Genomic DNA, 21857 nt, shown 5'->3' on the forward strand with positions numbered 1-21857 from the left:
TAACACTCATCAATAGGTATGGAAGAACAGAATACTGGCTATCTTGGCGATAGCGAGAGTTGTGATAGTGAAGTGCCGATATTTGTCACAACCCTGACTTAACATCACCAAATTAGCCAAGAATTTTATGCGTCATTGCTATTTTATTCACCTAAATTTTTGTTAGAAAGTGCTTTATTTTTAATGCACTTCAGTCTGTTTTTTGCCCTAAAACCTTGTAATTCCTTAGTTGTCACTTTAAGTCGATCTGTCGGTAAAAAAACGTAATCGTAACCACAAATATCAATGGTTGGACTCGCTCTTAATAATATCGGTTAATGCAGCCAACAAATCGTATTCGAACGTTTTTTGTTGGGTTATACCTCGCTATTCCAAAGAGGTATCTTCTGTCGATGGCCCTATAGTGTGAGGTCTCTAGAATTGGAAAATTCGGTTAATTTGGAACGCATCCGTGCTGAGTATAACGTAAAGCACTGGAGCCAAGGTTTTTATGGCATTGATGACAACGGTGAAGTGTATGTATCACCGAGCGAAACGGATCATCAAGTCCCACTAAGTAAGATCGTAAAACAGTTAGAGCAAAGAAACATTGGTTTACCTGCTCTTGTGCGTTTTCCTCAAATCGTGCATCAGCGTGTGCACAATATTTGTAACGCATTTAACCAAGCGATCGAAGAATATCAATACGACAACCGTTACCTACTTGTTTATCCGATTAAAGTTAACCAGCAAAAAGAAGTGGTTGATGAGATCTTAGCGAGCCAAGCTCAACTAGAGCAAAAGCAGCTAGGCCTAGAGGCGGGCAGCAAGCCTGAACTATTAGCGGTATTGGCGTTGGCTCAAAAAGCGAGCTCTGTGATCGTGTGTAACGGTTACAAAGACAGAGAATACATCCGCCTTGCACTGATTGGCGAAAAGCTAGGGCACAAGGTATTTATCGTTCTAGAGAAACTGTCTGAGCTTGATCTTGTTCTTTCTGAAGCGAAAGCTTTGGGTGTGAAACCTCGTTTGGGTTTACGTATCCGTCTTGCTTCTCAAGGTGCAGGTAAATGGCAAGCAAGTGGTGGTGAGAAGTCGAAGTTTGGCTTGTCTGCATCACAAGTGCTTACTGTTATCGAGCGCTTGAAAGCAGAAGACCAGCTGGATGTTCTAGAGCTCGTGCACTTCCACCTTGGTTCGCAAATGGCGAACATTCGTGATGTGCGCAATGGTGTGAGTGAAGCGGCTCGATTCTACTGTGAACTGCGTGATATTGGCGCTCAACTGAAGTTCTTAGATGTTGGTGGTGGTTTAGCTGTCGATTACGACGGCACACGTAGCCAATCTTCAAACTCAATGAACTACGGCCTGCTTGAGTACGCTCGTAACATCGTGATGACGGTAGGAGACATTTGTAAGCTCTACAATCAGCCACAACCTGTGATCATTTCGGAGTCTGGTCGCTCACTGACAGCGCACCATGCTGTGTTGATCACCAACGTGATTGGTACTGAAAGCTACTCACCGGAAGACATGGTAGCGCCAGAAGCAGATGCACCACTGTTGCTTAACAACATGTGGAAGAACTTCTTAGAACTTGATGCTGGTAACGACGACCGTGCGTTGATTGAGATCTACAACGACACGCAGAGTGATATTGCAGAAGCGCACAACCAATTTGCGACCGGTATGCTGAACCTTCAGCATCGTGCTTGGGCTGAGCAGATGTCTTTGCGCATCAACTACGAGCTAAGCACTCGTATGAGTACTAAGAACCGTTACCACCGTCCAATTTTGGATGAGTTGAGCGAGCGTTTAGCGGACAAGTTCTTCGTGAACTTCTCACTATTCCAGTCATTGCCAGACGCTTGGGGTATTGATCAGGTGTTCCCTGTATTGCCACTGAGCGGTTTAGATAATGCGGATGAGCGTCGTGCTGTGGTGTTGGATATCACTTGTGACTCTGACGGTACGATTGACCAATATGTAGACGGCCAGGGCATTGAAACAACATTGCCAGTGCCAGCGTGGAACCCAGATGAACCATACCTGATGGGCTTCTTCCTAGTAGGGGCGTACCAAGAGATCTTGGGCGATATGCATAACCTATTTGGTGATACGCACAGTGTTGTGGTGAATGTTGATGAGAGCGGAGAAGCGAACATTGACTACATCAACGAAGGCGACACAGTAGAAGACATGATGCGTTACGTTCACATTGATATGGACCTAATTCGTCAAAACTACAAAGAATTGGTAACGGCGAAAGTACCAGCGCAAGAGCAGCAAAGCGTACTTGAAGAGTTAGAGCAAGGCTTGATGGGTTACACCTATCTTGAGGATTTTTAATGAACGATCTATTTACGAAACCAGATTACTCGCTGTACTCCAATGCGATGACGTTTATGCGTCGTCCATTGATGCAAAACCCAATCGACAACGACGCTGATGTGGTTGTGTTGGGTGCGCCGCTAGATATGGCGACATCTGGCCGCCCGGGTGCTCGCATGGGACCTGATGCGATTCGTCGTGCATCGGTAAACTTGGCGTGGGAAGGTAAGAAATTCCCGTGGGACTTCAATGTATTTGAACATACCTCGGTGATTGATGCTGGCGACCTTGTGTTTGATTGCGGTGACGCAGAAGACCTAACTCAGCGTTTGGAAGCAGCAGCTGATGCGATTCTAAATAGCGGTAAAACTCTGTTAGGTCTAGGTGGCGATCACTTCATTACACTGCCTCTATTACGAGCGTATGGTAAGAAGTACGGTGAGATGGCGTTGATTCACTTCGACGCACACACTGACACTTACAACCAAGGCAGCCGTTACGACCACGGCACCATGTTCTACCATGCACCAAACGAAGGTCTTATCTCGCCAGAACATTCGGTGCAGATCGGCATTCGTACTGAGTACAAACAAGAAGGTCATGGTTTCAACGTCATTAATGCGATGCAAGCCAATGACATGAGTGTGGACGAGATTATTGCTCAAGTGAAAGATATTGTTGGTGATAAGCCAGTGTATCTGACGTTTGATATCGACTGTCTTGATCCTGCTTTTGCACCGGGTACTGGCACGCCAGTGTGTGGTGGTTTGAACTCCGATAAAGTTCTGAAAATCATCCGTGGTTTGCAGGGTATCAACATGGTTGGTATGGACGTTGTAGAAGTGTCTCCAGCGTATGACCAAAGTGACATCACAGCGTTAGCAGGTGCTACGATTGCGCTTGAGCTGCTTTATGTTTGGACGGCGAATCGTCTAGCTAAATCATAAAATGTCGTTGTTATAAACATAGCGTTGCTATCTGATCTAAAAGCCCACCAGGTTCTATCTGGTGGGCTTTTTTGTTTTTCTACCGCTTGACTGACTGAGCTATCGCAAAGGTGATAATGCTGATGGTGAAGGTTGGGTAATCTGCTGCTAAACATCTATTATGCAACCTATTTTATAGTGTTTTTGTGGGTTTCTAGAGGCGATAGTCTGCGTGTTGTCTCAAAGATGGGAATAGTTGCTGTTTAGTTGTTGATGCATAGCTCACTTCAATTAATGCCTTATTTTCGCTAATGATTTGTTAACTTTATTGCGGTATAAATTTATGAAATTGAGAGGTGTATATTTTTGTGAGTTTATTTGCATATAAATCAGCACCCTACTAACTTTTAACTAGTGTTCTGGAAACCCTTGGAAAATAGACAAATTTGCAAGAAGAGGTCTACTCATGCAGATATGGCATTTTTTAAGGGGAAGACTAGGCTTAAAGGTAAGTAAACTATAAAAAAACAGGCGAAATTTATTCTCTTTTTGTACCTCTTCGATGAACCGTTTGAATGTGTTCCGAAGAGCGAGATATAAGTTAATGAAAACCTGAGATTGCTTTTACAAACAATGTTCACCGCTTTTAGAAGCGACTTGTGACATCGGGGGATATATGGATATCGAAGTTTCGCGTCAGACTGTGGTAGTTGAAGCTACTAGTGGAGATGTGGTTGTAGTTAAGCCTGACGGCAGTGCCAGAAAAGTTTCGGTTGGCGATATCATCCGTGAAAATGAGATTGTTATTACCGCGCATGATGCTGAACTCCTAATAGGTTTGCCTAGCGGCCCTGTTGAGGTTGAAGGCAATTGTGTTGGGTGTGTCGATCAAGACTTGGCTTGGGCAGATGCACCGATCGCCGGAGAGGTGAATATCGATTTGGCGCAAGCTGTTGATGATTCATTCACTGATGAAGATCTTGCGGCGATTCAAGAAGCCATTTTAGGTGGTGCCGATCCAACTCAAATTTTAGAAGCTACCGCAGCTGGTGGCGGTTTAGGTTCTGCAAATGCAGGCTTTGTCACCATTGATTACAACTATACAGAAACTCGTCCTTCAACCTTCTTTGAAACTTCAGGCCTAGAAGATCAATCTGTCGATGAAGATAGGGAAGAGCTTAGATCGATCACGCTCTCATCGGGTGGTCAATCCATCGCTGAAACACTGACCGAAGGTTCCATTTTCGGAAATACTTATCCTCAATCGGTGACGGTTACTGATACCGTTGTTGCGGGTAGTTTAGCGCTTGACCCAGATTCTTTTGCTCCAGAAACACTTTCTCTCGTCTCGCTCCTTAGTGAACTCAACAGCGACATTACCTCTAGTGGCCAACCGGTTACTTTTACGTATGATTCAGCCTCTAATTCGATTATTGGTGTTCAAGGTACAGATGAAGTGCTGCGCATCGATATTGATGCCGTAAGTATTGGAAATAACATTGAATTGTCGCTGACCACAACCATTTCTCAGCCGATAGATCATGTTCCGTCGATTGGTGGCGGACAGGTTTCCTTTACGGGTGACCAAATTAACATCGCCTTTGACATACAGGGCCAAGACACCGCAGGTAATCAGCTCGTCACACCAATTAATGCGCAAGTAACCGTCCTTGATGGGGTAGATCCGTCTGCCGAAAGCGTGTCTATCGATAACGTTGAAACAAGCAGTGCTGCAATTGAAGGCACCTTTTCAAATATTGGTAGTGATAATCTACAGTCAGCTGTTTTTGACTCAAGCGCACTTGCTCAATTTGATGGTGTGCTCAGTGACAATCAGGCGACCGTTGCATCTTTGTCTGCTGATGGAAGTACCATCACACTGTCAATCCAAGGTAGCAGCGATGTTATTTTAACCGTTAGCTTAGATACTGACGGTACCTATCGATTTGAGCAGTTGAGACCAATAGAGCAAGTCGGCACTGATTCGCTTGCTTTCTCTTTGCCAATCACGGTTACCGATTTTGACCAAGATGTCGTAACCAATACCATCAACCTCGCTATTTCTGATGGTGATAAACCAGTCATTACCAATGTCGACAGTATTGATGTTGATGAAGCTGGCATTGTTGGCGGTTCTCAAGAGGGGACGGCAACGGTATCAGGAAGTGGTAGTGTCACCTCAGAAATTTTTGATAGTGACATTATCGATCATCATGAACTTGAACCTGCAGAGTTTAATACCGGTGGCACACTGATATCTAACGACGAGGTTGTGTTACTCGAATTGGTTGATGAAACCAATGGTGTGCGAACGTACGAAGGCTATGTTGAGGTTAATGGCGCAAGAATTACGGTTTTTGATGTAAAAATTGATAGCCCATCTTTGGGTAGCTATGAATTTAACCTCTATGAAGAATTATCGCATCAAGGTGCTGAAGACGCACTTTTAACCTTTGCACTGCCTATCTATGCGGTAGATGCTGATGGCGATAGATCGGCGTTATCCAGTGGTTCAAGTACTCCAGAAGCCGCCCAGATTCTTATCAACGTTAAAGATGATGTCGTTGAACTGGTTGATAAGGTTGAATCTGTCACTGAGCCGACTTTAGCCGGTGATACTGTCGTCTCGTATAACCTGTTTAATTTCGAAGGTGCGGATGGTTCGACAATTCAATCGTTCAACTACGACGGTGTTGATTATTCACTAGATCAAAGCTTACTGCCTGATGCTCCTCAAACCTTCAGTTTCACTGAGGGCGTGGTTACTATCTCGCTTAACGGTGATTTCAGTTTTGAGGTTGCTCGTGATATCGATCATTCAAGTAGCGAAACTATCATCAAACAGTTTTCATTCTTAGCCGAAGACGGTGATGGCGACACTGATACATCAACACTTGAGTTAAGTATTACCGATGGTCAAAACCCGGCAATCAATCTGATTCCACCTGTTACTTTATCTGAAATCAATCTAGCTGATGGATCTGCACCAAGTGGAAGTGCAGTAAGCGCCACCAATACGATCACTTTTACCTCTGGTAGTGATGATGTGGCGAACTTCCGTATTGAGCCTACAGAGTTCAATGTCGGCGGCACACTGAAATCGAATGGTTTTGTGGTCGAGATAAAAGAAGACTCGGCGAATCCAGGTACTTACATTGGTTTCATTACTGATGGTTCAAACACTGAAATTCCAGTGTTTACGATTAGCTTCTCGTCCACCACGCTTGGTGAATACACCTTTACTCTATTGGAAGCGTTGGACCATGCCGATGGCCTAGCGAACAATGATCTGAGCTTTGATCTTCCGGTATATGCGGTAGACAGCGATGGTGATGATTCTGTTGTGTCCCAGCTGAATGTGACTATCGGTGATGATGTTCAAATCATGCAAGATGGCACATTAGATATTGTTGAGCCTAATCTAGCTGATGGCACGGTGACCACTAACACCATTGATGTGATGCCAAACCAAAGTGCTGATGGCGCGACGATTATTCAGTTCACCTATGACGGTCAACTGAGAACGCTTGATCAAAATGACACGGGTGAGCAGCAATTCAGCTTCACAGAGGGTGAGCTGTTTATCACGCTGCAAGGTGAGGTGCGATTTGAACCAAACCGTAACCTAGACCACTCCTTGAGTGAAGATATCGTGAAGTTGATAGAGGTTACCTCAAGTGATTTCGATAAAGATCCAGTAACGTCAACGGTTACTCTGACTATTAGCGATGGCGATAATCCGACAATCGATGCGGTACCGAGCGTCTCACTTAAAGAAGCGGATCTCGCTGATGGCTCATCACCAAGTGGCAGTGCGGTTAGCCAAACAGAAACTATCACTTTTACCAACCAAAGTGATGATGTTGAAAAATTCCGTTTGGAGCCGACTGAGTTTAATACTGGTGGTACTCTGAAGTCTGATGGCTTGGTGATTGAGATCCGAGAAGAGCCAGCGGGTTCGGGTAACTACATCGGCTTCACCACAGACACTTCAAATGTCGAGACCACTGTCTTCACACTTGCATTTAGCAGCACGACTTTAGGTGAGTACACCTTTACGCTTATAGAAGCGATTGATCACACACCAATTCAAGGTAATAACGACCTAACGTTTAACTTGCCAGTGTATGCGGTTGATAGCGATGGCGATGATTCTCTAATGTCGCCACTTGCTGTGACGATCACCGATGATATCCAAGTCATGGTAGATGGCGCGTTTACGATTGAAGAGCCGACTGTCGCTGATTTAGCAGCGGGTACGCCGACAACCACGACTGTGAATGTTCTTGATGAAGAAGGGGCAGACGGCACGACCATCACCCAAATCAATTATGACAACGGCACAGTGTTTACGCTTGACCAGAGCAATACGGGAGAGCAGAAATTTGTGGTTGCTGAAGGTTCGCTTTATGTCACGCTGCAAGGTGATGTGCGCTTTGAACCAAATCGTAACCTCGACCATACAAGTGGAGACATTGTTAAGTCGATAGTCGTGACTTCAAGCGACTCAGATAGTGATGTTGTTACTTCTACGGTGACGTTGACTATTACCGATGGTGACATCCCGACGATTGATAATGTACCGAGTGTTACTTTATCTGAAACTAATTTGAGTGATGGTTCTACGCCAAGTGGTGCTGCGGTGAGTCAAACAGAGACGATTACATTTACGAATCAAAGTGATGATGTGGCGAGTTTCCGTATTGAACCGACAGAATTCAATGTTGGTGGGGCGCTCAAATCAAATGGGTTGGTGGTAGAGCTAAAAGCAGACCCAAGCACACCAGGTGGTTATATCGGTTTTGTGACAGATGGTTCGAACGTCGAAACCAACGTGTTCACGATCAGTTTCTCTAGTACTACCCTCGGCCAATACACTTTCACGTTATTGGAAGCGTTAGACCATGTGGATGGTTTAGCGAACAACGATCTTAGCTTTGACCTTCCTGTTTATGCGGTAGACACCGACGGCGATGATTCATTGGTGTCACAGTTGAATGTGACCATCGGTGATGATGTTCAAATCATGCAAGACGGAGCTCTAAATATTGTCGAGCCAACGGTTGCTGATTTGGCTGCGGGTACACCTACGACAACTACCGTTAATGTATTTGATCAAGAAGGGGCAGACGGCGCGACCATCACGCAATTTACTTATGATGGCGGGGCTGTATTAACGCTTGACCAGAATAATACTGGTGAGCAGAAGTTCGTAGTTGCTGAAGGTTCACTGTATATCACTATTCAAGGTGACGTTCGTTTCGAGCCGAACCGTAATCTCGACCATACTGGTGGAGATATCGTTAAACAGATCGAGGTTACCTCAAGCGACTTCGATAAGGACACCGTGACCTCGACAGTCACCCTGACGATTACCGATGGTGATATCCCGACCATTGATACGGTGCCAAGTGTTACTCTGTCTGAAACCAATCTTGCTGATGGCTCTGCACCAGGTAGCGGTGCTGTAAGTCAAACTGAGACGATTACTTATACTAATCAAAGTGATGATGTGACCCGTTTCCGTATTGAACCTACTGAGTTCAATGTTGGTGGTGCACTGAAATCGAATGGTTTTGCGGTCGAGATAAAAGAAGATTCAGCGAACCCGGGCACTTATATCGGCTTCATTACTGATGGTTCAAATGCTGAAATTCCAGTGTTTACGATTAGCTTCTCGACCACGACTCTTGGTGAATACACCTTTACTTTATTGGAAGCGTTAGACCATGCAGATGGTCTAGCGAACAATGATCTGAGCTTTGATCTTCCGGTTTATGCGGTAGACAGCGATGGCGATGATTCTTTAGTGTCTCAACTGAATGTAACCATCGGCGATGATGTTCAAATCATGCAAGATGGCACGCTAGATATCGTTGAGCCGAATTTGGCAGATGGCACGGTAACAACCAATACCATTGATGTAATGCCAAACCAAAGTGCTGATGGTGCAACGGTTACTGAGTTTTCTTTTGGTGGCATCGTTAAAACGTTGGATCAGAGCATCGTAGGCGAACAGCAATTCAGTTTCACAGAAGGTGAGTTGTACATCACCCTTCAAGGTGAGATGCGCTTCGAGCCCAACCGTAACTTAGACCATTCCGTGAGCGAAGACATTGTTAAGTCCATCGTCGTGACATCCAATGACTTTGATAACGATCCGGTCACTGCAACCGTTACTCTGACGATAACCGATGGCGATAACCCGACTATCGATGCGGTGCCGAGTGTTGCTCTTGAAGAAGCGGATCTGGCTGATGGTTCATCACCAAGTGGCAGTGCGGTTAGCCAAACAGAAACCATCACTTTTACCAACCAAAGTGATGATGTTGTAAAATTCCGCTTAGAGCCGAGTGAGTTTAATACTGGCGGTACTCTGAAGTCTGATGGCTTAGTGATTGAGATCCGAGAAGAGCCTACGGGGTCGGGTAACTACATCGGCTTCACTACGGATATTTCAAATGTAGAAACCACGGTCTTCACACTTGCGTTTAGCAGCACGACTTTAGGTGAGTACACCTTTACGCTTTTAGAAGCGATTGACCATACACCAATTCAAGGTAATAACGACCTAACATTCAACTTGCCTGTGTATGCGGTCGATAGTGATGGCGATGACTCTCTGATGTCGCCTCTGGCTGTAACGATTATCGATGATATTCAAGTCATGGTGGATGGTGCTCTCAGCATAGAAGAGCCGACAGTGGCTGACTTAGCCGCGGGTACGCCGACAACAACGACCGTCAATGTTCTTGATCAAGAAGGGGCTGATGGCACAACTATTACCCAAATCAATTACGATGGCACAGTGTTTACACTTGACCAGAGTAATGCGGGTGAGCAGAAGTTTGTGGTTGCTGAAGGCTCGCTCTATATCACGCTGCAAGGCGATGTTCGCTTTGAACCAAACCGCGATCTTAATCACTCGGGCGGGGATATCGTTAAGTCGATAGTCGTCAGTTCAAGTGACTCTGATAGTGATGTGGTGACTTCGACAGTCACGCTAACCATTACGGATGGCGATCTACCAATTATCAATGTCATTCCTGGTGTGAGTCTTTCTGAAGTCGATCTGGCTGATGGTTCTGCGCCAACGGGCAATCCAGTATCGATGACTCAAGTGATTACCTATACCGAGGGTAGTGATGATGTTAGTCATTTCAGAATTGATCCTGCTCAGTTCAACACTTCAGGGGCTTTGAAGTCGAATGGCTTAGAGGTTGAGATTAAAGAGCAGCCAGCGAACTCTGGAAACTACATTGGCTTTGTAAAAGACGGTGCTAACGTAGAAACCAACGTCTTCACAATCAGTTTCTCAACGACCAATTTAGGGCAATACACGTTTACTCTGCTTGAAGCGTTAGACCATGCGGATGGGTTGCAGAACAACACCTTAAACTTCGATGTACCTGTTATCGCGGTGGATACCGATGGTGATGAGTCTGCGATGTCACCAATGACAGTGACCATTACCGATGATGTACAAAGTGTACAAGACGGGTCATTGAATATTGTTGAGCCTTCACTGGCTGATCTCGTGGCGGGTACTCCAACTACGCCAACCATTGATGTTATGCCGACTCAAAGTGCTGATGGCGCAAAGGTCACCCAATTTATTTACGATGGTGGTACTGCTGTCACCTTGGATCCGAATGTAACGACAGAGCAGGTGTTTACCGTAACCGATGGTTTACTGTACATCACGATTGAAGGCGAAGTTCGTTTTGAGCCAAATCGAAATCTGGATCATTCAGCGGGTGATATTGTTAGAACGATTGTGGTAACGACCAGCGACTTTGATAACGATACTGATACCGCGGATGTCACATTGACGATCCAAGATGGGATTGATCCGGTTATCGATGTTGTTCCTAGCGTGAACTTATCGGAAGTGAACCTAGCAGATGGCTCAACGCCGAGTGGTTCTGCGGTGAGTTCAACACAAACCATTACCTACACCGTGGGTAGTGATGACTTAAGCCACTTTAGAATCGCGACCAACGAATTCAACCCAGGTGATGTGCTGAAATCAAACGGTCTTGTTGTTCAGCTAAAAGAAGATCCCGCGTCACCTGGCGACTACATCGGGTTTACTGATGACGGGGCCGGTAACGTAACTAATGTATTCACCATTGATTTTGATAGTGTCAACAAAGGCCAGTTCACCTTCACGCTGATTGAGGCACTCGATCACCTTGATGGGGCGCTTAATAACGACCTTAATTTCAACTTGCCTGTTTATGCGGTTGATACTGATGGTGATGACTCCGTTAAGCGTGATGTTGTTGTCACCATTCAAGATGACCTCCAGCAAATGCAAGATGGTACGTTAACCATCACAGAGCCAAATACTGGCACACCAACTACCTCGACCGTTGATGTATTGCCTACGCCAAGTGCTGATGGGGCAACCATTACACAGTTCACCTATGACGGTGGCTCTGCGATTACTTTGGATCAAAGCATCAGCGGTGAGCAGGAATTCGTTTTCACTGAAGGCTCGCTGTTTGTCACCTTGGATGGTGATGTAAGGTTTGAACCAAATCGTAATCTTGACCACTCTGCAGGCGACATAGTTAAGCTGATTGAATTCACTTCATCTGATTTTGATAAGGATATTTCTTCTTCAACGGTCACACTCACTATCGTTGATGGTGATGGACCAACGTTGAATGTCGTTCCGAGTGTTAGCTTGTCTGAAAGCTTACTTGCTGATGGTTCAACGCCGAGTGGCAGCCCAGTCAGCGTGACCCAGACCATTACTTCACTTGCAAGCAGTGATGACATCGAGAAGATTGTCGTCGAAGTAGGGCTGTTTAATACCAGCGGTGTATTGAAGTCTGATGGCCTTGAATTGAGCTTGCGTGAAGAGCCTGCGGGTTCAGGTGACTACATAGCATTCACAACGGATGGCTCGGGGGTTGAGAAAGTTATCTTCACCCTAGAATTTGATAACACCAACCCGAGTGAGTACACGTTTACTTTGTTAGAGCGTTTGGATCATGTCGACGGATTAGGAAACAACGATCTCAGCTTTGACTTGTCGGTATATGCGCAAGATACCGATGGCGATATTTCACCGTCTAAACCGCTTTCTGTGACCATCAGTGATGACGTTCAATTAATGCAATCTGGTGCTCTTAGCATCACAGAGCCAAGCACGGGCACGCCTACCACAACGACATTTGATGTGATGCCTGCGCAAAGTGCTGATGGCGCTACCATAACTAAATTTACTTATGGTAGTCAGCCTGAAGAGTCTCTGGTGCAAACCAACACTGGTGAGCAAGAGTTCGTATTTACGGAAGGTTCGTTGTTTATCACGCTTGAAGGCGATGTGCGCTTTGAGCCTAATCGAAATCTGAATCATTCTGGTGGTGATATCGTTAAGACTATTACCGTGACATCAGAAGACAAAGACGGCGATATTGTTACTTCGACAGTGACGCTGACGATTTCAGATGGTGCGCCACCGGTAATTGATACGGTACCAACGGTTGCATTGGAAGAAGCGAATCTTGTGGATGGCTCATCTCCGAGCTTACCTGTGAGCCAAACTGAAACCATTACTTTCACTGCGGGAAGTGATGATGTGAGCCATTTCCGTATTGATACCACTCAGTTCAACACGTCTGGTGATTTGAAATCGGATGGCTTGGTAGTTCAGCTTAAAGAAGATCCAGCCAACAGCGGAACCTATATTGGCTTCGTTGAAAGTGGGGGTGTTCAAACGGATATCTTTACCATCACTTTTAGTAGTGTAGTGCTAGGCGAATACACCTTCACTTTATTGGAAGAGCTCGATCATCTTCCTGTACAAGGCAACAACGATCAAGTATTCACTCTGCCAGTGATCGCGGTCGATCAAGACAATACTGATTCTGTGATGAAACCTTTGACCGTTACTATCACCGATGATGTGCCTGTCATTACCGACACGACAGTGACCAGCACATTTGTGGTTGATGAAGATGATCTTGGATCTGTGGTTTCTCAAGCAACAGGTGCATTTGTTACCATAGAAGGTGCTGACCAAGTAGAGGTTTACGAACTGCGTAATATCTCTGCTCTTGAAGCGACATTGACCTCTGGAACTGAAGCGATTTCTATTACAGAAGTCACTGGAGCTGCGAACACAACGACCTATCAAGGTACGACGACAAGCGGAACTCCTATCTTCACGCTCGCGCTAGCGAATGACGGCTCTTATACGTTTACGTTGCTAGGTCCTCTGAACCATCCAACAAGCCCGAATTCCAACACCTTAACGATTCCATTTGATGTCGTTGCGGTTGATGGCGACGGTGATGACTCTAATCAATATGTATTACCAATCGAAGTGCTCGATGATGTACCAGTCATGAGTGCACCAACGGGTGAGACGGTGGTTGATGAAGATGATCTTGCTGGGATTGGATCGGATCAATCCGAAGATACCATTATTAATGGGCTATTCACCGTTGATGAAGGTGCTGATGGTGTTGTTAAGTTCGAATTGGTTGATGAAAACTTAGTGATTGCAGGCTTAACTTCTGATGGAGAAAGCCTAGAGTGGCTGCCTGTTTCACAAAGCGGTACAACCTTCACTTATGTTGCACAGACGGTAACCAGCAATCAGCCTGTGTTTGAAATCATTTTTGATACCTCAAACAACAGCTATCAATTTGAGCTCTTTAAACCACTTAAACACCCTGATGGCGCAAATGAAAATACCATAGAGCTTGATTTCTCTGTCGTGGCTGAAGATTTTGACCAAGACAAATCGAACGCGATCGACCTGACTATTACGGTAACGGATGATGTTCCATTGGTGACCACTCAATCGATCACGCGAGTTGAGGGTCAAGGTTATGGCAACTCCAAAGTTAACATGTTTGCCAATGCGACGGATGTGGGTGCGGATGATGCAGCGCTGACTCGCATAGAGGGCATTACCAGCAATGGCGCAGACATCGTGTTCCGAACAGGAAACAATGGGCCATACAGTAGCAGCTTTGACTTAAACAGTGGTGTCCAGCAAGTACGAGTGTATGAACAAACCGATGATGGTAGTGGCGGTATCGATACTCGTGAGCTTGGTAGATTACGTATTAATTCAAATGGTGAAGTGGAGTTCAGAGCGACAAACTATCTCGATCATGATGGAGACACCATCGACTTCTCGATCAATGTGATTGCGACAGACGGTGATTTGGATACTTCATCAACGCCTTTGAACATCACGATCACCGATGAAGAGTCATCAGCAGTATCGCTTAAGGTAACTACGTTTGAGGATGCGGGGAGAGACTCGACAATCCCTTACGCAACGGGTGATGCTCCAAGCCTAGAGAATATTCAAGATAACCAAAGCGGTTTGCCTGATGCTCCTGCACAAATTGCGCTGCAGGTTAACCTGAAGGACCAAGATAATAACGAGTCTATCGGCCAATTGACGATTCAAAGTGGTAATCACAGAGGGACGTTCTATTACTTTGATGGCGTGGAATATCACAAGTTAGTGGCTGAACCAAACGGTGATATCTTGTTTGGTCCGCCTCAAATGCAGCAGAGCTTTGCTCCAAGCACGAACCAGCCATTAGACATCATCGCGACGATCGATAACTTGTTCTTTGTTCCAGACCAAAACTACGGTTCAAATGACAATGGTGTGCGAATCAACTACGAGCTTGAAATTGATAACAACGGTACGCTTGACCATACAGTAAATTCAAACTTCAGAATTGAGATTGAAGCGGTAGCGGATATTGCCACTTGGGATGATGCGAATAGTACGTATCAATATCAAGTGAATGAAGATGAAGACAATGTGACACTTCAGCTGAATGCAGAGTCGCAAGATAACAGTAATACTGAGACGATTACCTATGAGCTAGAAGCCGTTCAAGGTGACGGGAAGTTTGAGCTGTTGGATCAAAATGGCAATGTGTTAACGCCAGTCAATGGTGTCTACACGATTGCTGCCGCAGATATCAATAGCACCGTGGTTAATCCAATCGATAACTTCTCTGGGCAAATTGAGTTCAAAGCAACCGCGATTACGGAAGAGACGCGTAATCCATACGATGACGCAGCCAACGGAGGGGCAAATGATAAGACAACGGCTCGCTCTGTAGAGCAAAATATTATCATTGATGTGACAGCCGATGCGGACCCTGGCTCGTTCAGCGTTAACCGAATTCGTATTAATGAAGACAATATTGATGATCCAGACTACTTAGGTCCTCTAGCGAACAAAGATGCCTTCACGTTGGATGAAGTGATCACCATGAATGGCTCGGTGGACACTGATGGCTCCGAAGAGTTGTTTGTTCGCATCAGCAATATAACTGAAGGTGCGGTACTTTATTTCCTAGGAACCACTACACCGGTTCCTACAATCACCATCAACGGTGTCGATTATCAGGAAGTGGCGTATTCCGATTTAGCCAATGTAGAGATCGTTCCGGCTAAACACAGCAATGTTGACTTCACGTTTGAGGTTACCGGTGTTGTCAAAGATACCGCGAACCTTTCTTCTGGGCCTCAGGTTGATGAAGAAATCTTAGGTACGAAAACGGTAAACGTTGAGGTTAAAGGTGTTGCCGATATTCCTTATGGCGGTATCAACGGTACAGCTTGGACAGCAATCACCGATGGCACAACATCAGGTGTTCAAACCACAATTCAAGAGAGTCAAAATGGCGATAGCTTCGCTGAACTCGACTTCACTGTATTGTCTGGCGAGAGAAGACCAGATAGCGGAACAACACCATTACCTGACGATGGCTCAGAGTCGATAACGGTTATTCTTTCTGGCATCCCTGACGGCGTTATTCTGGAAGATGGCGATGGTACCGTGATTGACTTGAACTTTGTTGGTTATGAGACGGGACCGGGCGGTAGCCCTGATCTCTCTAAACCTATCTACGAAGCGCACATCACTGAAGCGGGGAAAACTTCAGGTATCCGTATTAGACCTGTTGATTCATCAACAGAGAACATCCATATCCAAGGTAAAGTTATCGTGACCGAAAATGATGGTCACACGCTTACCTTTGACCAAGAAGTTCGAGTATTGGTTGAGCCTAGGATAGATACCTCTGCAACCTACAATACGGTGACTCGTGGGGATGAAGATACGGCCATCAACATTGATTGGCACCCAGAGGGCACTGATTACATTGACGATGATGAGCATTTCACTTCAATCGTTATCAGTGGTATTCCAAGTGGTGTTGCAAGTGTGGTTGTAAACGGTGATGTGATTTGGAACTACGATGCTGTAGCCGGAACGCTAACCATCACACCTAAGAGTGGGCAGACTCCAGAAGCGTTCACCCAGATAGCACTGAACAATAATTTTATTCAGATAACACCGGAACAAGATTCGAGCACCGACTTTACGCTTAATACGGTTGTCATGATTGAAGAACGCGATCATGAATATATTGATGCAACTGACCCAGGTCAGGGTATTGCAACAGCAACAATCACTGGCTCGATTGATGTTCGTGTGCGACCTGTGGTTGAGCCTGAAGATGCTAACAACAAACTGGTGGTCGATGAGGTCGCAGGTCTTACAGACTTGGGTACAGTGGTCGCGGATGCTCTAACTGGTGTTCTCAAATTCACAACCAACAGTGATAACACATCGGTTACGGATGAGTTCGTTATTCGATACCAAGAAACTGATGCTTCGTCTGCTATCGAAGAAGTTGACCAGCTAGTTATTCAACTGACCAATTTGGACGACTCGGCGTTATCAGATGCTGTCCTCAATCAGTTACTTGTTATTGGTGCCGCTTATGAAGGCAATGGCCGTTGGGTGGTAACCAATGAAGACCTGTTTAGTATTAGTGCACCAAACGGTCTTGCGTTTCCGCCAGTTTCTGGCGCTCCAGGCGTTTTCAATAACATCAAGATGACCATCTACAGTACCGTGATTGATCGAGGTGATGGCGCTGAAACTGAGTCATCAGCTGCGGTTCAGAGGGAAGGTGAAGTGAACTTGTCATTCCCAGAAGTGCTTGTTGGTGGGAACGAGGTGGCTGCAGATATTACGATGACACCAGATAGCGTTGTCGATGCTGTAGAGGATACACAGTTAGACTTGGGAACTGCTCTAAATAGTCTGATCACATTCTCCGGTGAAGACGCTTCAACAGACCAAGTAACTATCATTATTGATGACTCTGTGACCATCCCGCCAGGAATAACTTTCCCAATCAGTTTAGGGGGAGGCAGTGATGTTGACTTCGTAAACGGGAAGTATGTGTTTGAAACAACCGTCGATCAGGGTGTTCCAACGGATTTCTCAGGCCTGCTACTTAATCTGCCGGCAGACTATTCTGGCGACTTTAGGTTACCAATCACAATAGTAACCAAAGATACACTGTCTGGTGATGAGAAAACCTTGGTGACCGATGTCGTTATTAAAGTCGCTCCTGACGTTGAAGGTAACCCGGACATTGATGTTACGGTTGTAGGTTCGCTCGATGACTCGTTTAATCCTGTCGATACTGATGGTCAACCTGGACAAGATCCGGTGGGTTACGAAGATACTTACATTCAGCTTGATTTCAGCACAATCATTACTGACCAAGTCAGTGGAGTTGAGGGTGGTGACGAAAAATTCGCATCTATTACGCTGACTTTGGATGACACAAGTGTCGGTGCGTTTTACACAAGTGCGGGTGTATCGCTTGGTACGTCTGTGACCTTCAATGAAGCGGAAATTAATGCCGGTGCTTTGGACAATGTATTGTTCCGTCCTGCTCCCAATTACCCAACGGGTAACGACATTAACCAAGTACAAGTGAATGTCAGCGGAACAATAACCGATACTGCTACCTACAATGACGCCTCGTCTCCAGCCGGAACGGCAACCGATACTGATACGTTCAATACCAGTGTTAGCTTTGAAGTTGTCCCTGTGGTTGATGATGTTCTTGTAACAGGGCCGGGTAGTGATCCTGATGTCATTGAGATCACGGGCAATGAAGATCAAGCTATTTCTCTATCTGGAACAAGGCCTGTCTCCATCGCGCTCACTGACCTAGACGGCTCAGAGCAGTTCGTTTCGATTAAGTTCACTGGTGTGCCAGATGGCTTCTTAATGAGTGCAGATCCGGGTTCCGCATATACAGTGAAGAACAATGGTGGTGGTGAGTGGAGTGTTCAGCTTCCTCAAGCATCAGGGTTGTCATTTGATTTGAGTGAGATTTCGATCCTACCGCCTAAAAACTTCAGTGGTACGGCGGAATTTGGCGTTGCTGTCTTTACTCAAGAATCCTTGTTAGGCGTGCCAACTGCAGCATCGAATCTGCCAAGCTTTAAGCTGCACGTGGTGCCGGTGGGTGATGATGTTGATACCAACCCAACCGATTCTGTTACTGGCAATGAAGGCCAAAACATTGATATCGAAATCAATGCGACTATCTTGGATAAAGAGCTATCTGCAACAGGCAGCGGCACGTATACCGAAAATGCGCCAGAGACACTTCGTGTAGAGGTGGCTGGTGTACCTCAAGATGCCTCTATCTACTATCCAGACGGCACGACTTTGGCGAGCTACGATCCAGTGACACAGATTTGGACGCTGGATGTGCCTGCTCAGTCACTTGATAAGATCGTATTCAACTCTGGTCAACACAATAGCGATACAGGTAATGCGCTGGGTATTACAGGTCCATTGCAAATCACGGTTCGCTCTGTGGACACTGATGCTGACAACACTGAATACCTGGGTACTCCAACCAGCTTCGATGTTGATTTAGTGATTGATCCTATCAACGATCAACCAACGTTCGTCAACGTTACCAATATTGAAACGCAAGAAGACTCAGCTGGTGTCGCGATTAACAACTTCAGCATCTACGACGTAGACGCAAGTTTTGATAACCCAGATGCGCCGTATACGCTGACGTTGGAGATTGACCAAACACTGCCAGGAGCACAGGGCGTCTTTGAGTTTACAAGCTCTCCAGATGTGACTTTTGTTCTGCAACCTGACGGTTCACTGGTCATCACGGGTAAAGAAGCTGACATCAATACGGCATTGGCCAATGGTGCGGTGACCTTCAAGCCGGACCCAGACCAGAACTACCTCAACCAGAGTGGGCTGGTAACAATCAACGCAACGCTCGATGACGGCGGTAACAATGGTCTTATCGATCCAGCTGATCCGAACACTGCACAGACTAACCAGACGACTTTCACGATTAAGGTGACAGAAGTAAACGACGCGCCTATCGCGACAGACGTTGATTTAGGCTCGATTGCTGAGGATGGTCAGATAGTCATTGTTGAAGGTGATTTGATTGCAGCAAGTTCTGACCCTGAGAACCATAATCTCACGGTAACAGGCGTCACTCTGACTCAGGGACAGGGGCAGTTAACGCGCTTTGAAAATGCTGGTGGCGCTGATAATGCAGCGATTACCGGTCCATTCTGGCTATTTGTCGCTGACAACGATTTTAACGGCGATGTTAAATTCAATTACTCCATTATCGATGATGGCACAACCAATGGCGTGGATGATTTTAAAACCGACAGTGCTGAAATTAGCCTTGAAGTTACCGAAGTGAATGATCAGCCAGTCGCGGCGGATATTGACTTAGGTAAAATGCTTGAAGAAGGTCAATTGATCATCAAAGAAGAGGACTTGATAGCGGCGACCACGGACCCAGACAATGACGCAATTACTGTGACCAGTTTGGTGCTCGATCAAGGCCAGGGAACGCTGCAACGCTTCGAAAACGTGGGTGGTGCTGATGATGCTACGATTACGGGCCCATATTGGGTGTTTACCGCAGCGGATGAATATAACGGCGACGTTAAATTCACTTATAGCGTTGAGGATGACGGCACGACAAACGGTGTCGATGATTTCTTAACTGACAGTGCTGAAATCAGCGTTGTGGTGACGGAAGTGAATGATAAGCCGGATGCAACGGATATCGATTTAGGCACCATCCTTGAAGAAGGTCAGCTGATCATCAAAGAAGAGGATTTGATAGCAGCGACGACAGACCCAGAAAATGACACGATTACCGTGACCAATCTGGTGCTCGATCAAGGTCAAGGCACACTACAACGCTTCGAAAACGTGGGTGGTGCGGATGATCCTACGATTACTGGCCCATATTGGGTATTTACCGCAGCAGATGAATACAACGGTGATGTTAAGTTTACTTATACGGTAGAGGATGACGGGACGACGAATGGCGTTAATGACTTCCTAACAGATACCGCTGAAATCACTGCCGTAGTGCAAGGTGTGAACGATACTCCTGTTGTTAATGGTGACAGTGTCACAACTCTAATTGATGAAGACGCAGGACAACTGCTTAGTGGTATTAATGTCAGTGACCCTGATTATGTCGATAGCTTTGCTAATGACTTGATGACAGTAACACTGACCGTTGATTACGGAACGCTTTCAGTATCACTACCTGCTGGTACTAGTGTGACCGTTAATGGTGACAATAGTGGTTCGGTGACGTTAGTCGGGACGCTGAGCGATCTGAATGCCTTGATTGACACACCGACCAGCCCGAATGGGGTTTACCTTGATGCAAGCTTGGCTCCAACCAACAATATCGGCTTAGAGGTCACTGCCAAAGACAGTGGTAATCCTTCTGGTATTGCCATTGAAACTGCACCTGTTGTTTATAACATTGCGGTGACGCCAGTAGCGAATGCGCCAAGCCTAACGATTGATCCGGCGTCTAACTACGTAAGAAACATCACTGCGAGCCAGTCGGTGAGTAATAGTGGTGTTCCTTTGGTTGGCATTATCGCAGCTCTAACAGACGTTACTGAAGAGTTAACGCTACATATCAGTGATGTGCCTGCGGGTGCTCAAATCACCAGTGACGTCGGATCCGTAACGGATCTTGGTGGTGGGGTATGGATGGCGACCGCTGATGCAATTGAAAGTTTGCAAGTGGTTGGGCTTTCTCAAACTCCAGGTAGCTACACGCTTAAAGTTGAGGCGGTTTCTGAAGAGCTAGATAACAACGATACAGCCACGTCGGCGGCAATCGACCTAAATGTGAATATTGTGTCGAATGCGGTCGATATTAATTTGGCTGGTGAGACCGATGATGTGCAGTTACTGGCTGGGGCTAATGCAACAGATCTAACGGCGGGCTCAGGTAATGACCGACTTGAAGGCGGAGCAGGTGATGACACCCTTGTTGGCGGTGATGGCAACGATACGCTCATTGGTGGCGGCGGTTCGGATATCTTGACCGGTGGTGATGGTATGGATTCATTTGTTTGGCTGAACATTGAGGATGGTGTCGAAGATACGATCACTGACTTCAACTTAGCCGAAGGTGACCAGATTGACCTACGTGAGGTATTACCTGAATTGAAAGACGCGAATGTGAATATGGCGACATTGCTTCAGCATGTTGATGCCAAGTTAGAAGGGAATGATGTTGAGTTAACCATTAACCCTGATGGCTTAGGTACAACAGAGCAAGTGATTGTGGTTGAAGACCTCGCGCCTCAGTTGACGTTAAGCGGCACCATGCCGTCAGATATTCTGGATGCACTCGTGCAGCAGAATGTTATTACTCATGGTTAGTTTCCGCTCTTGATAAGCTCGATAGTGAGAGCGAATTAAAATAA

3 protein-coding genes are annotated in these 21857 nt (G+C 45.9%); all 3 read left to right on the top strand.

Annotated elements, in window-relative coordinates; genetic code table 11:
- Positions 1-420 precede the first annotated feature (420 nt).
- Entirely contained in the window at positions 421-2328 is a 1908-nt protein-coding gene (gene speA / locus L1D55_RS14590; protein ID WP_275665315.1) for an arginine decarboxylase, read from the top strand.
- Positions 2328-3257, top strand: coding sequence for an agmatinase (gene speB / locus L1D55_RS14595; RefSeq protein WP_239917931.1), 930 nt, complete (start codon positions 2328-2330; stop codon positions 3255-3257). Before speA ends, speB begins: the two co-directional genes overlap by 1 nt.
- Before the next feature lie 655 nt (positions 3258-3912).
- A complete protein-coding gene (locus tag L1D55_RS14600) occupies positions 3913-21813 on the top strand; it encodes a retention module-containing protein (RefSeq protein WP_239917932.1) in 17901 nt (5966 codons plus the stop codon).
- Positions 21814-21857: the final 44 nt, after the last annotated feature.

Origin of the sequence: Vibrio sp. Isolate22 (genome assembly GCF_022398115.1) — a bacterium.
Classification (GTDB): domain Bacteria; phylum Pseudomonadota; class Gammaproteobacteria; order Enterobacterales; family Vibrionaceae; genus Vibrio.